Below are 16,866 nucleotides of genomic sequence, written 5' to 3'. Positions count from 1 at the left end.
GCGAGCCCTTCAGCGGGCCGTGCACATCATCATCGGCATGCCGTTGCACATCATCATCACCGGCGCGCCCATGGCCATCATGGCGTTCATGGCGTCACAGCACTCCTTCATCATCGCCATGTCCTGACCGTCCATCGGCATCATCCGGCACATCATGCCGTCCTTGCCCATCTCACACGTCATCCGGACCATCATCGGCGCCATCTGACGCATCATCATGGGCATCATCATCGGCATGCCCATGCCCATGGGGTTCATGCCCATGCCCATCATCGGGTTCATCGGCATGCCCATGGGATTCATGCCCATGCCCATCATCGGGTTCATGGGCATGCCCATGGGGTTCATGCCCATGCCCATCATCGGGTTCATCGGCATGCCCATGCCCATCATCGGGTTCATGGGCATCCCCATCATCGGCATGCCCATCATGGGGTTCATTCCGGTGGGCATGGAGGGGTTGGACGTCGTCGGCATCGGGTTCGTGGCGGCCATGGGGCGTGCTCCGGGTACGGGTGGGAGAGGGCGGGTGCGTACGGCAGCAGCGATGGGATAGGCCCGCGCTCGCGGGAGCGGAATGTGACGGGAGGGCAGGTCTGCGTTTTCCTCCGAGGCAGCGGAGGACCGGCTGGTGCTGGCGGAGGTGTCGCCGTGTGGAGCGGACACCGCTCCGCTGGCGCGGACGAAGTGTCTTCCGTGTCACGCCGGTGTGGGCGTCTGGCTCCGCCCGGATTCGGACACCGGGCTCGTCCTCAGGTGAGGCGGTCCACGGGGAAGAGCCGCACCTCGCGCAGCCGCCAGTCCAGGCGCTTGAGGTCCTCGGCGGCGTTGCTCAGTCGGGTGACGAGCTCTGGCCCGCGCTCGCGAGGGACGAGCTGTACGTCGGCGCAGAAGACATGCCCGTCCTCGCGCACGCGCACCTCGGCGTCCTCTACCCATTCCAGGCCGCACACGGCGTCGCGGAGCTGGCGAGGAAGCGGCTCATGGTGCTTGGGGTCCAGCGTGCGGGGAGCGCGGTCCATCAGGTCTCCCAGGGCGGTGCGCAGGTGCCGTTGTCCGTCCCAGGCGATGTCCACGGCGATGACACCGGCGGCGACGGCGTCCGCCCACCACCAGCCCAGGCCGATGCCGAGCACGCCGAAGCTGGCGGCGGCGGCGGTGAGCCAGTCCGCCTTGTTCATCAGCGCGTCGGCGTGGAGCACCTTGTCGTGGAGTGCCTCGGCGAGGGGCAGCTTCGCGCGCCCCAGGAGCACGGAGGGCACGCCGGTCCACACCAGGGCCGCGAGCATGAGCCAGCCCAGCCACACGGTATGGCCGAACAGCTGGACGCTGCCGATGGAGGGGTGCTCCATGCGGGCGAGCTTGAGGACGGACTCGACGAGGAGCCACAGCCCCAGGGTCAGCAGCGTCACGGAGCCCACGAGATAGGCGACGGTGGTGGCGCGGTGGTAGCCGTAGGGGTACTCGGCGGTGGGCTTGCGGTGGGCCACGCGGCTGGCGACGAGGAACGAGATGGGGGGGATGAGGCTGAGCACGTCCTCCAGCCATGCGGCCTTCATGGCCTGGGATGAGCCCAGGGTGAGGTAGATGAAGGTGATGGCGGAGACGAGGTAGACGAGGGACCACGCCTCCAGGCGCCGGGCGCGCTTGAGGACGTGCTTCTTGTCGGGGGGCAGGTCCGAGGTGTCCCCATGAGAGAGCGCGGTGTCGGCGCGAAGCTTCTTCGGGAGCCACCTCATGGCCGGGTCTTCTCCGGGCTGCCGGGAGTGGGGCCCGAGCGTGCCAGCGCGAGCAAGCCCTGGCGGATGTCCGTCGCCTGCGCGAGGACGAAGCGGTCCACGGTGAGCAGCCAGCGATTCTCTCCGGAGGGGACGACCCAGACCCACTTCTCCTCGCGCAGGGGCTTGGGGCCGGGGACGTAGCCCCAGCCTTCGAGCTGCCAGTCCCAGGCGGCGCGAAGACCTGGGGCCTGGTGCAGCCTGTCTGCCTCGTGGACGCGGGCGCCCTTCTTTTCGAGCAGGGGGCCGGCGACGCTGCCCGGAGCGACGGCGACGGAGGCGCCCTCGAGCTGCTCGGGCACGGACTGTCCAGGGGGTGCGCCCACGAGCAGTCGCGTGGTGAGGAAGGGCTGCCCGGCGCCAAGGTCCTTCACCCAGGGGGACTTCGCGGACACGCCGCCGACGACGAGGTCCAGGGCGTGTTCCTTCAGGCCGTGCATCAGCTCGGATTCAGGGGCCACGGTCCAGACAACGTGCGCGCCCAGCTTCGAGGCGAGCTGCTCCACCGCCTCGACTTCGGGGCCGGCGGGCTTGCCGTCACGGAGGCAGGCCCAGGGCTCATGCCGCACGAGTCCGGCGCGAAGGACACGTTCGCGCTGGATGCGTTCCTGGGTGCCTTCGGTGTCCCTGGGCAGGCCACAGGCGCCAACGGCGAGTGCCAGCAGTCCCGCCGCGAGCGCACCTGACCTCGGCAACCTCCGCCCGCTCCGTCGCAAGGCTTCTTCCCTCCCCGGTGCGTGGGTGGTCCCCACGAGGACTGCCCCTCAAGGTTGGGAACGCGACGCGCAGGGCGCCAGGAGAGTAGGAATGCCGTGCGTCCCCGAGAGCATGGGCTCGCCAGGCTGCCTGCACTCCACTGAACCGCTTCGGGCCCGAAGCCAGCGCCCCATGCCCCGGCAGTCGAGCCGTCACCTTCCGGATGGCGGAGTGAGACGCCGCGCTTGCTGCCATCCCGCGTCCGGCGACACGCGGAATCGAATCAAGGGCACCTGACGATAGCTGCGGACGTTACGGCTATGGTGGGCTGATGCCAACGAGCCTCCGGTGGTGTGCCCTCGCACTGGTGCCGTTGCTGGTGGGCTGCGCGAGTGCGCGCGTGGTGCGTCTGGACACGGGCACGGGCCAGCCTCTGGCGTACACGCCGCCCACGTCGAGCCGCTCCGTCCAGGTGGGCGAAGGCGATTTCGAGAAGGCCCTCGCGAGGCTGGTGCTCGAATTTCCCCTGTCCCTGCGTCCGCCCGAAGCCGGGTGGCTGGTGCGCGCCTCGACTCATGGCGGCGCCATGGACAAGGCGCTGCAGGTGGCGCTCCGCAAGGGCTATGGGCGTTGGTGCCAGGCGCACGAAGGGCCCGGCGACTGTCTGTCGTTGCTGGAAGACGGCCTGGGCTTCAGTGCCGTGGACAGGCTGAAGCTGGCGGTGGGGCTGTCTTTGGACCCGATGCACGAGAGCCTCGCGGACGCGGTGGAAGGGACGCTGAGCCCGACCTTCTTCAAGACGGTGGTGGTGTCGGCGCTGGTGTCGTGGGCGCTGCTGGCGGCGAATCCCGAGCCGTTGTTCACGAAGGCGGCGGCGACGGTGGCCGTGCTGGTGCTGGCGTACGTAGGGATGGAGGTCTTCCTGGAGGTGGTGAAGGCCTGCCGTGCGCTGAAGCTCGCGGTGGACCGGGCCACGACGTTCCAGGAGTTGGAGGAGGCGGGAGCGCGCTTCGGTCGGGTGCTGGGCACGGAGGGAGCGCGTGTCTTCGTGCTCGCGGTGGCATTGGTGACGGGCAGGGGAGCGGTGGGCGCCGGGACGTGGCTGGCGACGAGGCTGCCGCTGTTGCCGGGCTTCGGTGCGGCGGTGGCGCTGAGCGCGTCGCAGCTGGGAGTCAATCTGGCGGCGATTGAGCAGGTGAGCGCGGTGGCGGTGGTGGAGGGCAGCGTCGTCATCAGCCTCGCGCCCGGCGCGGTGGCGATGGTGGCCCTGGGCCCGGGAGCCATCCAGGGCGACCCGGATGGGACGGTGCACCACATCTGCACGGACAAGAACAACGTCTCCGACGCGGAAGGTGGGCCGTGGACGCCCCTCTTCGAGAAGATATTCCGGACAGCGGAGATGTCGTTGAAGAACGACCCCGCGAACCTGATACGCATCCGGGGGCACGCAGGACCCCACCCGAAGGCGTACCACGAGGTGGTCTTGCGACGGGTGCGGGACGCGACCATTGCCTGCTCTTCCGTGGCAATCTGTCGTCAGCGCCTGACGCGCGAACTTCGGCGCATCGCGCGGGAGCTCTCCACGCCCGGCAGCAGGTTGCGGCGGCTTCTCACCGAGGACTGAGGAAGATAGAAGTCCTTCCAATGCGCTACTTCGAGCTGGACCAGAACCTCTACATCCCCGGTCTCTGGTACCTTGACACGCCTGTTGACGGCAGAGGCGGAAACGCTGGCAGCTGGCTCTTCACGCGGGGTCGTCCCGCCACCGTGACGGAACCCCTGACGGTCGGGCTCTTCCAGGCCGGCAATCCGCTCGACTTCTCCCTGGCGGATGCTGGAGCAGTTCCCGTCGTTCACCCCACGGTTGCTGACGTGTTCACCTCCCTGGCCCCTGGAGATGTCCAGACCTGGCCCATCCAGGTGGAAGGCCAGCCGGTGCCCTACGTCCTCATCAATGCCTCGCGTCTGGTGGACTGCATCGACGATGCGGCCTCGGAGCACGTGGAGCGCTGGGTGCCCGAGGACGAGGACGACCAGCCCGAGCGAGCCGGCGAATACCGCAACGTCGTCGGCATGCGCATCGACAAGTCCCGAGTAGGAGACGCCAAGGTCTTCCGCCCCTGGGGCTGGACCATCGTCCTCGTCGTCACCGAGGACATCAAGGACGCCCTGGAGCGCACGGGCGCCACCGGAATGACCTTCACGGAGGTGTAGGCGCCGCCCTCAAGGAAGCCGGCCCTTCACCTTCCACCAAAGCAGTCCAATGAACGACTCGGGCAACGGCTCCGGAAGCCGCATGGCCTCCTCCTCATCCACCGTCCGCCGCTCCGGAAGCGCCACCGTCCGCCGAGCCACGGGAAGCGGCAGCGGCTCCGCGCTGTGCAGTCCGCGCTCCGCCCGCTCCAGCGCTTCGGAGAACGACCTCCGCCCACCCTCCCGCGCTTCAATGGCCCCCACCCCGGACACCCGCTCCGGAGCACGGATGCGGGGAACGGCATCCGCGCCCTCGACGCGGCGGATGCCCTTCACCCCGCCAATCGGTCCTCGGGACTTCCGTCCATGGCTCATCGCGGACCTCTCACGGCGCGCGGTGGGCGCGCCGGCTCACTGTGGCGACTGGCTGGACACCGTGTCCTTCGTCCGGGCCACCAGCTCCTCCCGGCGCAGGAGCAGCCGGGCATTGTCCTTGGGGAGGATGCGCAGCTGGAAGCGGCGGCGGTGCGGCGCGTCCTGGCCGAACACGCCCCGGTCGCTCACGAGCAGCAGGGCGGTGGGCACGACGAACCGGGACGAGCGGTTGCCGTAGTAGTGCACCACGACGTTGTAGGGCCCGGGGGCGGCGGTGCGAGCGTGGTACAGCTCCGGCCCCAGTCCATCGGTGATGTCCCAGAACAGCTTCCCGCCCAGCCGGGTGTTCTTGTGCTGGTAGAAGCAGCGCTCGCCGTTCGGCTCGATGACCCACAGGTCGATGTCCGTGCTGTCCGAGTTCCAGTGCGTCGTGAGCTGGTAGTCGATGGGCTCCAGCCGGACGCGCTCGTCCACGTCCTTCCCCCCCAGCTCGTCCATCCGTGCCCGCATGACGGCCATGACGGGCTCCGCGCGAGGATGCCGCGTCAGCGCCCACAGCATCCGCGCGTAGTGGTACCGGGCGACGACGCGCATCTCGGACGTGTGCCGGGACCAGCCGCGGGCGAGGACGATTTCATAGTTCCGCGCCGCCTCCGCGTAGCGTCCCGCCGCGTCCAGGGCGAGCGCCTCTTCGAGGAAGGCCTGCCCCTCGAAGGGGCGGTTGAGGCGCACGTGCTCGAACAGCTCGGCGGCGGCGGGGTACTGCCCCATGGCCAGCAGGCCGTAGCCGACGAGCCGCAGCGCCTCGGCGTCCTTGGGGCGCAGCTCCACGGGGGAGGACAGGGCGCGCACGGCGCCCCAGGTGTCTCCCGAGAAGGCGCGCTTGCGGGCCACCGTCTCGTAGACCATGACGTCATCGCGGTTGGCGCGGCGGGCCTGGCGGTAGGCCTGCTCGGCCTGGAGTCGCTCCTCGCCGCCGGCATAGGGGTCCTCGCGCAGGGGCTGGCGCTGGAGCAGGGCGGCCAGGGCGGTGCGGTGCTCGGTCAGCCCGCGCACCACGTCCTGTCCGGACTGCGGCACGTCGTCGAGGGCGATGCCCTGGAGCTTGTCCCGGCGCTGGTCCTGCTCGCGGCGGCGCAGGGCCTCCAGGTCGGTCAGCTCCACGCGCTCGTCGCGGATGGCGTAGAGCTTGTAGTCCGCCTCGGACTCCAGCACGAGCATGGACGCGCGCGCATTGGCCAGCCGGTAGTGCTGGCTGAGGGCCACGGCCATCCTGTCCAACCGCTCGTCATCCAGGGCCACGAGCCGCGCGACGAACAGCTCCGCCCACGCGCGCGGGGCGAAGGGGCTGTCCACGTCACGGGGCAGGGGCACGCGCAGCACGCGCTCCTCGCCATTGGCGCGAGTCACCACCTCCAGCTCGGCGCTACCGTCCTCGGGCAGCCGTCCGGCCACCAGCAATTCCTGCCCCGGGAAGACGAGGTGTGGCCGGCCCGCGACGACGAGGTCCTTCACCGCGGAGCCCTTCACCTCCACGCGCTCCAGCACCACGGAGGCGGCGCGGTGGGCCAGGGCGGCGGCGTCCACCTCCGAGCCGGAGAGCACGTTGACCACCCGGCCGCCGCTGGAGCGGGCCAGCGCGTCGAACAGCTCGCCATTCACGGCGGCCTCGCCGAAGCGGTACGTCACCCAGCGCAAGGACTCCGCGCTGGAGTGCCGGGAGATGAGCGACTCGACGTTGCTCTGTCCCCAGGTGACGTTGCCGTCGGACAGGAGGAAGGCGGTGACCTTCTCCCCGGCCTGCGCGGGCTTCAGCCACTCGCCGCCGGCGCGGTCCAGCTCGGACAGCACGCCGTCCACGTGGGATGCGCCCTCGAGGAAGACGCGCTCCAGCTCGGAGAAGGTCTCCTTCCGGTGGTTGGCGTCATTGGTGCGCCAGCCCGTGCCATGGAGCCAGCGCGGGCGCACGTCGAAGAGGAGGACGGCGTACTCCTTCATTGAGGAGTCCTTCTCCAGCAGGGCGCGCAGGGTGGCGGCCTGGAGCGCCCAGGCGTTGCCGTCTTCGATGGACAGCGAGGTGTCCACCACCAGCACGGCGCGTCCGGTGGGGGGCCCCTGGGTGTCGGAGGTGAGCCGCGCTGGCAGGCGCACGCGGGCATGGAAGGCCTGGCCCGGCAGGCCCGCGGTGTCGCTTCCGACGAGCACGTCCGCGTCGGCCTGCTTCGGGGTGAGGGCCGCGGCGAGGGCGCCATCGCCCTTCAGTGCGGGGAAGTCATACGTGCGCCACGGGCCCAGGGTGCGGGGCGCGGCGGCGCCGTCGGGCTGCACGGTGATGTCCGCCGTCTGGCGCGGGTCCACGTGGAGGCGGGCGGAGACCTGGAGGTCCTTGCCGGCGCCGACGGGCAGCGGCCACGTGTAGCGCAGGCGCTGGCCGTCGAAGATGAGCGTCTGCTCGTAGGCGATGACGACGCGCTTGAGGGACTTCGGGGGCAGGGGGAAGACGCGGGCGCTGAAGGTGGAGGCGCCGGCCCACTCCAGCAGGGCGGGGTCCACGTTGCGGCGGACAATCTCTTCATAGACTTCGCGGGCGCGCTTCTGCTCGACGACGCGGGCCTCCTGGCGCTCGCCCCAGGAGCGCCGGGCGCCCTTCGGGCTGGGAGGCGCGGACGCGCCCAGTTCCTCCACGCGGGCCGAGTCGTCGCCCAGCGGCGGCAGCAAGTCCGGGGACTGGAAGAGGGACGGCGTGTTGACGGCGACGGCGCCGGAGTAGAGGGCGAAGCCGGCCACGGCGGCGCCGCCGGGGAGCGGATAGTAGAAGGTGCCTTCGAGGGCGCGGTTCGTGTCGTTCTCGAAGAGGTGGTCCACGACGGTGCGGGCGCGCGAGCCCTGGATGTACGTCACCACGCGGACGGCGCGAGTCTTCAGGGGCTGGTAGCGGCCGGCCTCGTCCATGACGAGCACCTTGGCCGCGCGGGGGGCGGCCTCCACCTTGGGCAGCACGGGGGTGGGGAGGTCCTCGCCGTCGTCGGGGGCCTTCTTGGAGGGCTTGGCCGCGGAGGGACTGGAGCCGTTTCCACCGCCGCCCTTGATGATCTGGATGATTGACCGGCGCTTCTGCTCGAGCACCGGGGTCTTGGGCTCTGGCTCGCCCCCGGAGCCGGGCCTCTCGGCCACGACCCCTCCGAGCACTCCGCCCACGACGCCACCCACGACACCGCCGACGACACCGCCCTCGACCACGCCGTCGTCGGCTTCCATCTGGGGATCCGCGGGGGCGGGAGCCGCGGCGCTCGTGGGGGCACGGGCGGCCGTGGGGGCGGCCCTGGGCGGGAGCGGACGCTCGACATGGAGCACCTCTGCCTGTGCCGCGGCCTCCTCCCGCACCTCGCCCTCATCCCGCTCGCTCTCCGCCCGTGCCAGCTGGGCCCGCGCCTGCTGAGCCTCGCGGTGCCGCAGGTCCTCGGAGAGGGCGGCGCGAGTCATCTCGGCAATCTGGTCCTCGCTGAGCACCTGCGGGTCGGCCACGGAGTCCCGCAGCTCCGCGAGGTCGACCTCGCCCGGGTCCGGCTGCCCGGGTGCGGTGGAGGGCGCAACGAGTCCGGCCTTCTCGAAGCCCGGGGACAGCGCGGCCCGAGGTGCCTCGGCGGGAGGCTGCGGAGTCGATGGCGAGTCGCGCTTGCAGCCCGCCACGACGAGACACGTCAGCAACACTGCGGTGGAGAGGCGCATGAGGGGCATGGTGAAGGACGTTAGCCCAACCACCCGCCCCGTCGCCTACCCCCCACCCGGGCGTCCCAGTCCCGGGCCGGGCGGCTGCCCCTGCTTGTGGGCGGGGCGGGTCATCCCAACCCTGAACCGTCAGGAACCCGAATGAGCACGCTCTCCATCGGCGACTACGCGCTGCTGTCGGACTGCCGCTCCGCGGCGCTGGTGAGCCGGCTGGGCTCGGTGGACTGGCTCTGCTTCCCGCGCTTCGACGGGCCCTCCGTCTTCGCGAGGTTGCTGGACGCGAAGGCGGGCCACTTCTCGCTGCGCCCCGACGGCGAGGCCCGCGCCACCCGCCGCTACCGGGACAGGACGCTGGTGCTCGAGACGACGTTCCACACCCCCACGGGCACGGTGGTGCTGGTGGACGCGCTGGCGATGGGAAGCCAGGAGCGCGGGCACGAGCTGGGGCGAGCCTCGCCCGGAGTGCTGTTGCGCCGCGTCACGTGCACGGCGGGCGAAGTCGCGCTGAGTCTGGAGCTGAGCGCCAGGCCGGAGTACGGCCTCGTCTCGCCGACGCTGCGCCCCAGGGCCGGAGGCGTGGAGTGCCGGGGAGGCGCGGAGGCGCTGCTCGTGGCGGCGGCGGTGCCGTTGCGGCTGGAGGGCCAGGACGTCCGCGCCACCTTCACCCTGCGCGCCGGCGAGTCCACGGGCTTCGCGGTGCAGCACCACCTCGCCTACGACGCGCCGACGGCGCTCTGGACGCAGGAGAAGATTGCCCACCGCCTGGAGGACACGGTGGAGACGTGGCGCTCCTGGTCCGACGAGCACCAGGGCTACGAGGGCCCGTGGCGCGAGCTGGTGCACCACAGCGGCCGGGTGTTGCAGGGGCTGACCTTCCAGCCCACGGGGGCCATCATCGCCGCGCCCACCACGTCGCTGCCGGAGGTGCTGGGCGGCATTCGCAACTGGGACTACCGCTACAGCTGGGTGCGCGACGCCAGCTTCACGCTGGACGCGCTGTGGGTGGCGGCGTGCCCGGACGAGGCGGAGCGCTACTTCCAGTTCCTGGCGGACGCGGCGCAGTCCCAGCTCGCCAGCGGGCAGCAGCTGCAGGCGCTGTTCGGCGTGGGCGGAGAGCACGACCTCACGGAGCGCCAGCTGTGCCACCTCTCCGGCTGGCGCGGCAGCGCGCCGGTGCGGGTGGGCAATGATGCATGGTCTCAGCGGCAGCTGGACGTGTACGGCGAGCTGCTGTGCTCGGTGCACCGGCTGGAGGACCTGCTGGAGCGGGTGGATGGAACGTTCCGTCGCTTCCTGGTGGACTCGGCGGAGCTGGCGGCGACGCGGTGGAGGGAGAAGGACCAGGGGCTCTGGGAGCTGCGCTGCGAGCCGCGCCACCACGTGCACTCGAAGCTGATGTGCTGGGTGGCGTTGGACAGGGCCGTCTCGCTGGCGGAGCGGCTGGAGGCGCAGGACAGGGTGGCGCGCTGGCGCCGCACGCGTGATGACATCCGCGGGGCGCTGCTGGAGGAGGGCTGGAACGAGCAGGTGGGCGCCTTCACGCAGTCCTTCGGCTCGGACGCGCTGGACGCCGCCTGCCTGATGATTCCGATTGTCGGCTTCCTGCCCGCGGACGACCCGCGCGTGCGCTCCACCGTCCGGGCCATCCAGGCGCACCTGACGGACCGGCACGGGCTCGTGCACCGCTACTCCGTGGACGACGGGCTGGAGGGGAAGGAGGGCGCGTTCCTCCTGTGCACCTTCTGGCTGGCGCAGGTGCAGGCGCTGGCGGGCGAGCTGGAGGCGGCCACCGTCACCTTCACGCGCGCGGCGTCGTATGCGAACGACGTGGGGCTCCTGGCGGAGGAGGTGGACCCGGAGCGGCGGGTGCTGCTGGGCAACTACCCGCAGGCCTTCAGCCACGTGGGGCTGGTGAACGCGGCCTGGGCCATCTCCCAGGCGCGCGAGCACCCGGGCAGGCCGGCGGAGTCCACCGACGCGGCGCCTCCCGCCGGCTGAGGCCGGGTGCGCCTCGGGTGAAGTCCACGTCCGTCGGGGTGCGTGCCTTCGTCCAGGGCGCTGCGTCCTGGTGAGACGCGGGCGCGTCCCACCAGGACGCAAGGCATTGGGGGAAGGCACTGGGAGGGAGAGTCTGGTATATCGCTTGCTCTTACAGTTCAATGGCAGGACGGGCCGCGCGGCCCGCTTCCTTGGAGAGACATTGCATGCGCTACAGGGCCCTGGCCTTCACCGTGGTAATGGCTGTCGCTGGCTGCAAGGAAGACCCCGGGGAAACGGCCCCGCCTGGCGGGCAGCGCTCGTCTGACGCATTGTCCGTGGCGCCTCCCATCCCCTCTGGCTTCGACTACCCGCTGTCGGCCCAGGTGCTGGAGCAGGCGGTGGCCAACAGGGACGAGAAGCGCATCCGCCAGCACGGCTGGTACCTCTTCGCCGGCATCAACTTCCCCGCCAAGGAAGACCTGTCGCTCTGGCGGAGCTGGCACACGTCGACGGAGGCCTACGCTTCGCCGCACCCGGCCTCCTCGCAGGACGCGAGCCCGCACCGCGCGCGCTCGCTGATTCAGGCGAACAAGGACAATGTCCCGGTGTCCCTGCCGGGGCCCCTGTACCCGGTGCCGGAGGACGTGTGCAGGAAGTACGGGCTCGACGGGTGCCCGGGCTCGCCCGGCTCGCTCTACCAGCTCGCCGACGGCCTCACCTTCCAGAACAACGGCGACATCATGATTGCCGGCGTCATCTACAACGAGGCTGCGTTCACCTGGCTTCGCGGCAATAACGGGACGGGCAATCCGCCGTTCTACAAGGGCTCCGTCCTCACGGGCCTGCTGCCGCCGAAGGGCCAGACGAAGCAGGTATTTCCCTTTCCCATCCGCTCCGTCGTGCTCAAGCACATGTACTGGCCGGTGCCCGGTGATGCGTGCGGCGCCCTGCCGGTCTGGGACAACCCCACGCCGCCCACGCCCTCGACGTACATGGGCTATGAGAACAACACGGACGCGTGGACCCGCGCCGTAGCCGTGGCGACCCCGGGCTGCCCGGTGCCTCCTGGCGGAATCACGGAGGTCTCCTTCCTCCACGGGGTGCTGGACGCGGACGGCCATCCGCTCGAGCCCCTCGTGTTCAAGGAGGCGAAGGTCGTCCCGCTCACGGACTTCTACCACCAGACCTTCTCCCAGGAGGCGCTGGACGCGCTGGGCCCGCAGGACCGCGCCATCCTCGACGCGTCCGCGTGGTGGGCCTATGGCCGCGAGTTCCAGGCCGGTGACGCCGTGGTCTCCATCGCCACGCACATCCTCACCAAGGAGATGCCCAGGTGGACCATGCAGACCTTCTGGTGGCACGACGACGCGGACTCGGGGCCGTACGCGAGCGACCGCCCCGCCATCTCGCAGGGGCCGCCGACCTGGCGCAACTACCTCATGGTCAGTGAGTACGGCATTCCCGACCTCGGGGCCCCCTCGCAGCTGCCCGCCCACTTCAATCCATACATCGAGCTGGTCAGTCACCCGGTGGAGACGAACTGTCGCAACTGCCACCAGCGCGCGGCCTGGCCGCGCGGGGGGCTGGGCATGAGCCCCTCCGCGCAATACCAGTTGGACGCTGGCGACCCGGGCCTGCTCACCCTGCTGAAGCCGACGGACTCCCTCTTCCAGAGCCTGCTGCTGGTGGACTTCCAGTGGGCGCTGAGCGACCGCGCCTTCGTGCCCACGGTGCCGTCTCCGGCCGCTCCGTAGCGGGCTTCAGCCCCAGGGGCCTCTGCGGCCTGCTCTATTTGGAGCTGGCGGGCGCGGCATCGCCGACGCGCTCGGCAATCGGACGGGCATGGCGGACGAGTGAGAGCAGCACCTTGCCCGGCTCCTCGGCCATCAGCTCGTGCGCCGACTGCTCGAACCAGACGAGCTGCTTCGACGGCGCCTTGACGCCCGCGAACCATTCGGCGGCGACCGTCGCCGAGACATTGTAGTCGTGGCGTCCGAGGAACAGGAGCAGCGGCGTCTTCAGCCGCTTCACCTGCGACAGGTCCGTCGTCAGTATCGCGGAAAGAAGCCTCTCGACCGAGAGCTCCTCCGCCTTCCAGACCTGGCGCACCTCCTCGTCGGTGTATTCGGGCGACAGCGCCATCGCTGCGCCCTCGAAGCTCGCATCGGGACGGCGCCAGGCGGCACCCCCGAAGAAGTTGAGCCAGCGGCGCTGCACCATGATGTCCTTCAGCGGAACCGGCTCCTTGCCGGCGGCATAGGGCGCAATCGAGTTGAGGTCGCGGATGGCCTCTTCGTTCTTCGCCGCGCGAGCCTGTTCCATCGCCCAGGCCCAGCCGCGCCGTTCGCTCTCCATCGCGTCGATGCCCTGGCCCACGCCGATGTAGGCGTGGAGCCATTCGGGGTGCTTCGCCGCGAGGGTGAGCCCGAGGATGCTGCCCCAGCTATGGCCGAGGACGAAGACCTTCTCCTTGCGGAACGTCTTGCGCGCCCATTGGACGACCTCCGCGGCATCGGCGTGCATCCGGTCGACCGTGAGCGTGGGGGCGACCGTGGCCGCGTCGTTCGCGCCATAAGTCTTGCCCGCGCCGCGCTGGTCCCACTGGATGACGGTGAAGAACTCGTCCCAGCCGTGCGCGACATACCAACTCGTCGGCATGGCCACCCAGCCGGGGCCGCCATGGAGCACGAGCAGCACCGGATTGCGCGGGTCTCGGCTGCGAACCGAGACCCATTGGTCGATGCCGCCGATGCGGAGCTTCTCCGTGCGCTCCAATCCCTCGGGCGCCACGATTTTTCGGAGGTCCGCGATGACCTTGACGGCCTCGGCCCGGCAATTGGGGCCCGGCGCCTCCTGCGCCTGTGCCTGAATGCCTCCCAGCAGCAGCACCGCCAGCAGCAGCCACGATTCTTTGCGCACCCTATCCCCCGACTCTGCTCGTGATTCCCGTGGGTACCACGAGCCCTATCACCGAGCCAATGACCGGCCGCTCATGGCGGCTCTCCCTTCCTCGCCCTCAACAGGGCCCCCATCCAGCTTATTCGTTGATGATGATTGGCAATACACTGCTGTGTTCAGCGCACGTATCTTGCCGCGCTCGATGACGTGGCAGGTTAGCACTACTGCGTCAGGGGCCCGAGGGGTGCTCGGGGAGACCGGGCAGGCTACGTGAGGCGCGCCGGTAGTTGGAGCGGTGGCAGGTGGGGCAGCGCGGCAGCCAGGTGGCAATCACGCGCGCCATGGCGAGCCGTGCGGTGATGAAGCTGTCGTGGAAGTGGCGCTCAGGCCTGGAGCGGCTGCGTGTGGGCTTCAGCCGTCCCTCGTGCCGAGGGGGGAAAACGCCGCGCGCGTTCCGCCACGAGGAACGCGTAGCAGCACAGGGCCACCGAGACGTAGTGATGCCAGCCAGGGAAGCGGCGGCCTTCGTAATGGTCCAGCCCCAGTTCGCCCTTGAGGTCCTCGTAGACGCGCTCGGTTCTCCAGCGCTGCATCACCAGGCGGATGAGCTGCTTCTTCGTTCTGAGCTCTGGCAGGGAAACGAGGAAGTAATTGGCGGGCTCGGGCTCATCGTCCCGCCACTCGATGAGCAGCCACAGCGGCTCCTGCTCGCGCTGGGGCACGCCCGCGGCGATGACTCGACGCAGGGCAAAACATGCCGACAAGTCCTCCTGGGTGCCCTTGCGCCAGGAGCACCGTCGGAAGCCTTCCCGCTCATGAAGGCGCAGGGCCAGGTCCGAAACGCTCCGCGCGTCACCTCGGGGGCGCCCCTTTTCATCCAACAGGCAGACGGCGGTCTGGGGGGCCACCGCGACCGCGTAATGCAAGCCCAGCGAGCGCAGGTGCGCGCGGAACTTACTGGACGTGCCATAGGCGGTGTCCCCCAAGACAACGCCCGGAGGGACACCGTCCTGCACGGCCCGGTCAATCATTTGCAGTGCCAGTTGGGGTTTGGTCTTGAAGGGGACGTCGGGAGGGATTCGGGCCTCGCGGCGGCGAGCCTCGTCGTTGGCCCATCTGTCGGGCAGGTACAGTTCGAAGTCGAGGGGCAGGTGCTCGGTGCGAGTGGCGACACTGAGGCTGACGCCAATCTGGCAGTTCGTGATTTTGCCCGCCGAGCCGGTGTACTGCCGCTGCACGCCCACCGAGTGCTTGCCCTGCTTGAGGAAGCCCGTGTCATCCACAATCCAGGCGTCCACCGGCTCTCGCCGGGTCATCGCCTCCAGCGCGTACTGCGCCGCCGCCCGCCGCACGTCCCGGTCGCTCCACTTCGAGTCCACAGCGAAGTGCAACAGCCGTTGGTGCATGGCATCCACCCGTCCGGGGTCCGGGCATGCGCGGGCGGCGATGGGCTCGACGCTCTTGCGCTCTCCGTCTCCCAGCAGGCCCATGGCATAGAGGGCGAACGAGCCACGTCGGCTCTCCTCGCCGAGCACGTCGCCGATTCGCTGGAAGTACCTCTCAAGCCGCTGCACGGCAGCGGCATTCATGAAGGAGTCCATACCTACTTCATGAGTAGGTCGCCGGGCGCACAACGCAATGGTAGCCAGGGGCGCGCAGCCCTCAGTCGCTCGCTCCCCCGCATACCCCTAACGCAGTAGTGCTAGGTGCCCCTGCTCGTCGAGCGGATGGCCACCGTCGCCTCCGACGTGAAGGACATCAAGGCGGACCTGCGCCGGGTGAGGGAGCACGAGTCTCACTTGCGTGAGGTGAGTCTACGACTGAAGGCGCTGGAGACATGGTAACTGGAGGCTCGCCCGCAACTCGCCTGCGCCGCGAGCGATGCCCACTTGTTGATGGGCGAGCGCAGCGCCCGGCAGATGCAGCATGCTGCGAACGTGGTGGCCTCCAAGGATGCCGGGCGCGCCGGTCCTTAAGGACTTTGCTCTGACTGTCTGAATCCACGCGACGAATGCACTGCGGACCCTTTCCGAGCTTGCGCGACAACAGAGGGTGTCCAGAGCAGTCAGCACGCACGCCAGCGAAGCGCCTCTTTGAATGGCGAAATCAAGCGTGCCAATCCAATGTGCATTCGTCGACAAATTCGGCCTGGGCTCCCTTGTTGCTCTTGAATCGATATTGGACCATCTTGGGTATGATCAAAGTCACCCTTCAGTCGTTCGAGAATGCAACCCAAGGGCAGCAATCTTTTGGCCTTTCAACGACTCGCTACCTGGAGGACATGGTAAACGATCCTACTTTTCTAGGGCGCCTCATCTCGGTGCCTTACACGCGAAATATATACTTCCCAAACGACAAATACCAGATCGAAGCCACGAACGACGATCTTGTAAGAGTCATTACTGGCGGGCTTGAGTGGCGGGCCATTCCAAGTGGCGTGCCAGATAACGAAATAGACCTTCAGGTGAAGTTAGTGCCCAACGAAGACGGAATCCTTGGGGGGGCGGATCATCCAGACCCAACCATTAAGACAAATCCTGTTTATTACAATCGCTGGTATGAAGCCAACGACTGGTTGTCCTTAGCAGGGCACTGGTTTCACGAGTGGCTGCATGTTGCTGGTTTCCAGCATGCCTATCGTGAAGCGGGAGTGGGGCCGGACTTTGGTGATGCAGTCTATGTGGTGGGAAATCTATTGGTCGAAGTCGCAAGGGAGCGAGCGGAAGTCCAAAAGTCTGGGGTGCCTTCCAGGCTGGGACAGGGATACTTTGATTTGTATCATTCCGACGAATCGCCCCATAACGGCCCATTCTTAGATCCAAACTCCATGGCGCGGGCGGTCGCACGGTGAGTGTTCACCTGCTTTTCGGTTTTGCGGCTGCGTACACCTGCTTGAGCAGCATTGCGGAACGCTTGGCGTGCCCATTCCCCTGGTAACTGTCCTCTAGAAGCCCAGGATCTTCCATTCTGACTCCGGGGTGCGTCACCTTCCTCGCCCTCATTCTCCAGCATCTGCACGTTCCCTAACCGCTGGAACGTGAAGGGGACGCGGGACGCCACCACCGGGCAGCGCCTCTTCGACTGCTCGGGCTAGTGACGTGGGCCCTGCGTGAGGTGGGCAAGCTGGACTGGCGCGCCACCCACGACACGGACTGGCTCTGGGCGGAGTGCCGGCCGGTGCTGCTCGCCGGCGAGCTGCTGCCCGGGGACCTAGCGA

General features: G+C 68.9%; 14 protein-coding genes. 7 read left to right on the top strand and 7 right to left on the bottom strand.

Annotated features, from left to right (window positions below):
- Positions 1-9: 9 nt before the first annotated feature.
- The 3 genes from G4D85_RS45600 to G4D85_RS45590 all read right to left on the bottom strand — a co-directional run bounded on the left by G4D85_RS45600 (position 10) and on the right by G4D85_RS45590 (position 2,347).
- Positions 10-495, bottom strand: a complete 486-nt coding sequence (locus tag G4D85_RS45600; protein WP_164020877.1) for a hypothetical protein — start codon at positions 493-495, stop codon at positions 10-12.
- A gap of 257 nt (positions 496-752) precedes the next feature.
- Positions 753-1,739, bottom strand: a complete 987-nt coding sequence (locus G4D85_RS45595; RefSeq protein WP_164020875.1) for a cation diffusion facilitator family transporter — start codon at positions 1,737-1,739, stop codon at positions 753-755.
- Positions 1,736-2,347 (bottom strand): transporter substrate-binding domain-containing protein, encoded by a 612-nt coding sequence (locus tag G4D85_RS45590; RefSeq protein WP_164020873.1) that lies wholly within the window; start codon positions 2,345-2,347, stop codon positions 1,736-1,738. Before G4D85_RS45590 ends, G4D85_RS45595 begins: the two co-directional genes overlap by 4 nt.
- Here G4D85_RS45590 and G4D85_RS50530 point away from each other — a divergent pair.
- The 3 genes from G4D85_RS50530 (at position 2,339) to G4D85_RS45580 (ending at position 4,688) form a co-directional block, all read left to right on the top strand.
- Entirely contained in the window at positions 2,339-2,464 is a 126-nt protein-coding gene (locus G4D85_RS50530; protein ID WP_275900405.1) for a hypothetical protein, read from the top strand. The genes G4D85_RS45590 and G4D85_RS50530 overlap by 9 nt on opposite strands.
- Before the next feature lie 341 nt (positions 2,465-2,805).
- The gene (locus G4D85_RS45585; RefSeq protein WP_164020871.1) at positions 2,806-4,098 is read left to right on the top strand and encodes an AHH domain-containing protein; all 1,293 of its coding nucleotides are present in this window, start codon (positions 2,806-2,808) and stop codon (positions 4,096-4,098) included.
- A gap of 20 nt (positions 4,099-4,118) precedes the next feature.
- The gene (locus G4D85_RS45580) at positions 4,119-4,688 is read left to right on the top strand and encodes an imm11 family protein (protein ID WP_164020869.1); all 570 of its coding nucleotides are present in this window, start codon (positions 4,119-4,121) and stop codon (positions 4,686-4,688) included.
- A 9-nt stretch (positions 4,689-4,697) separates the two neighbouring features.
- On the opposite strand, the gene G4D85_RS45575 is transcribed toward G4D85_RS45580, so the two are convergent.
- Positions 4,698-5,042, bottom strand: coding sequence for a hypothetical protein (locus tag G4D85_RS45575; protein WP_164020867.1), 345 nt, complete (start codon positions 5,040-5,042; stop codon positions 4,698-4,700).
- Between the two features lie 36 nt (positions 5,043-5,078).
- Entirely contained in the window at positions 5,079-8,771 is a 3,693-nt protein-coding gene (locus tag G4D85_RS45570) for a VIT domain-containing protein (protein ID WP_240359906.1), read from the bottom strand.
- 141 nt (positions 8,772-8,912) lie between these two features.
- Between G4D85_RS45570 and G4D85_RS45565 the strand changes: the two genes are divergently transcribed.
- Entirely contained in the window at positions 8,913-10,769 is a 1,857-nt protein-coding gene (locus G4D85_RS45565; protein WP_164020863.1) for a glycoside hydrolase family 15 protein, read from the top strand.
- Positions 10,770-10,975: 206 nt separating this feature from the next.
- Complete coding sequence (locus G4D85_RS45560) at positions 10,976-12,505, top strand: hypothetical protein (protein WP_164020861.1); 1,530 nt, start codon at positions 10,976-10,978, stop codon at positions 12,503-12,505.
- Between the two features lie 34 nt (positions 12,506-12,539).
- On the opposite strand, the gene G4D85_RS45555 is transcribed toward G4D85_RS45560, so the two are convergent.
- Together G4D85_RS45555 and G4D85_RS45550 are read right to left on the bottom strand one after the other, a co-directional pair.
- Positions 12,540-13,670: an alpha/beta fold hydrolase gene (locus G4D85_RS45555; protein ID WP_240359905.1), complete on the bottom strand. Its 1,131-nt coding sequence runs from the start codon at positions 13,668-13,670 to the stop codon at positions 12,540-12,542.
- A 362-nt stretch (positions 13,671-14,032) separates the two neighbouring features.
- On the bottom strand, positions 14,033-15,238 hold the full coding sequence (locus tag G4D85_RS45550; RefSeq protein WP_164020991.1) for an IS701 family transposase: 1,206 nt from the start codon (positions 15,236-15,238) through the stop codon (positions 14,033-14,035).
- Between the two features lie 117 nt (positions 15,239-15,355).
- Between G4D85_RS45550 and G4D85_RS50130 the strand changes: the two genes are divergently transcribed.
- Positions 15,356-15,493 carry a hypothetical protein gene (locus G4D85_RS50130; RefSeq protein ID WP_240359903.1) on the top strand — a complete coding sequence of 46 codons (138 nt, stop codon included), beginning with the start codon at positions 15,356-15,358 and terminating at the stop codon, positions 15,491-15,493.
- A 350-nt stretch (positions 15,494-15,843) separates the two neighbouring features.
- Entirely contained in the window at positions 15,844-16,500 is a 657-nt protein-coding gene (locus tag G4D85_RS45540; RefSeq protein ID WP_164020859.1) for a hypothetical protein, read from the top strand.
- The last annotated feature ends 366 nt before the right edge of the window (positions 16,501-16,866 follow it).

This window comes from Pyxidicoccus trucidator (genome assembly GCF_010894435.1).
GTDB classification, from domain to species: domain Bacteria; phylum Myxococcota; class Myxococcia; order Myxococcales; family Myxococcaceae; genus Myxococcus; species Myxococcus trucidator.
The sequence above is the reverse complement of the archived record's forward strand: the minus strand, read 5'-3'. Positions and strand labels throughout refer to the sequence as shown.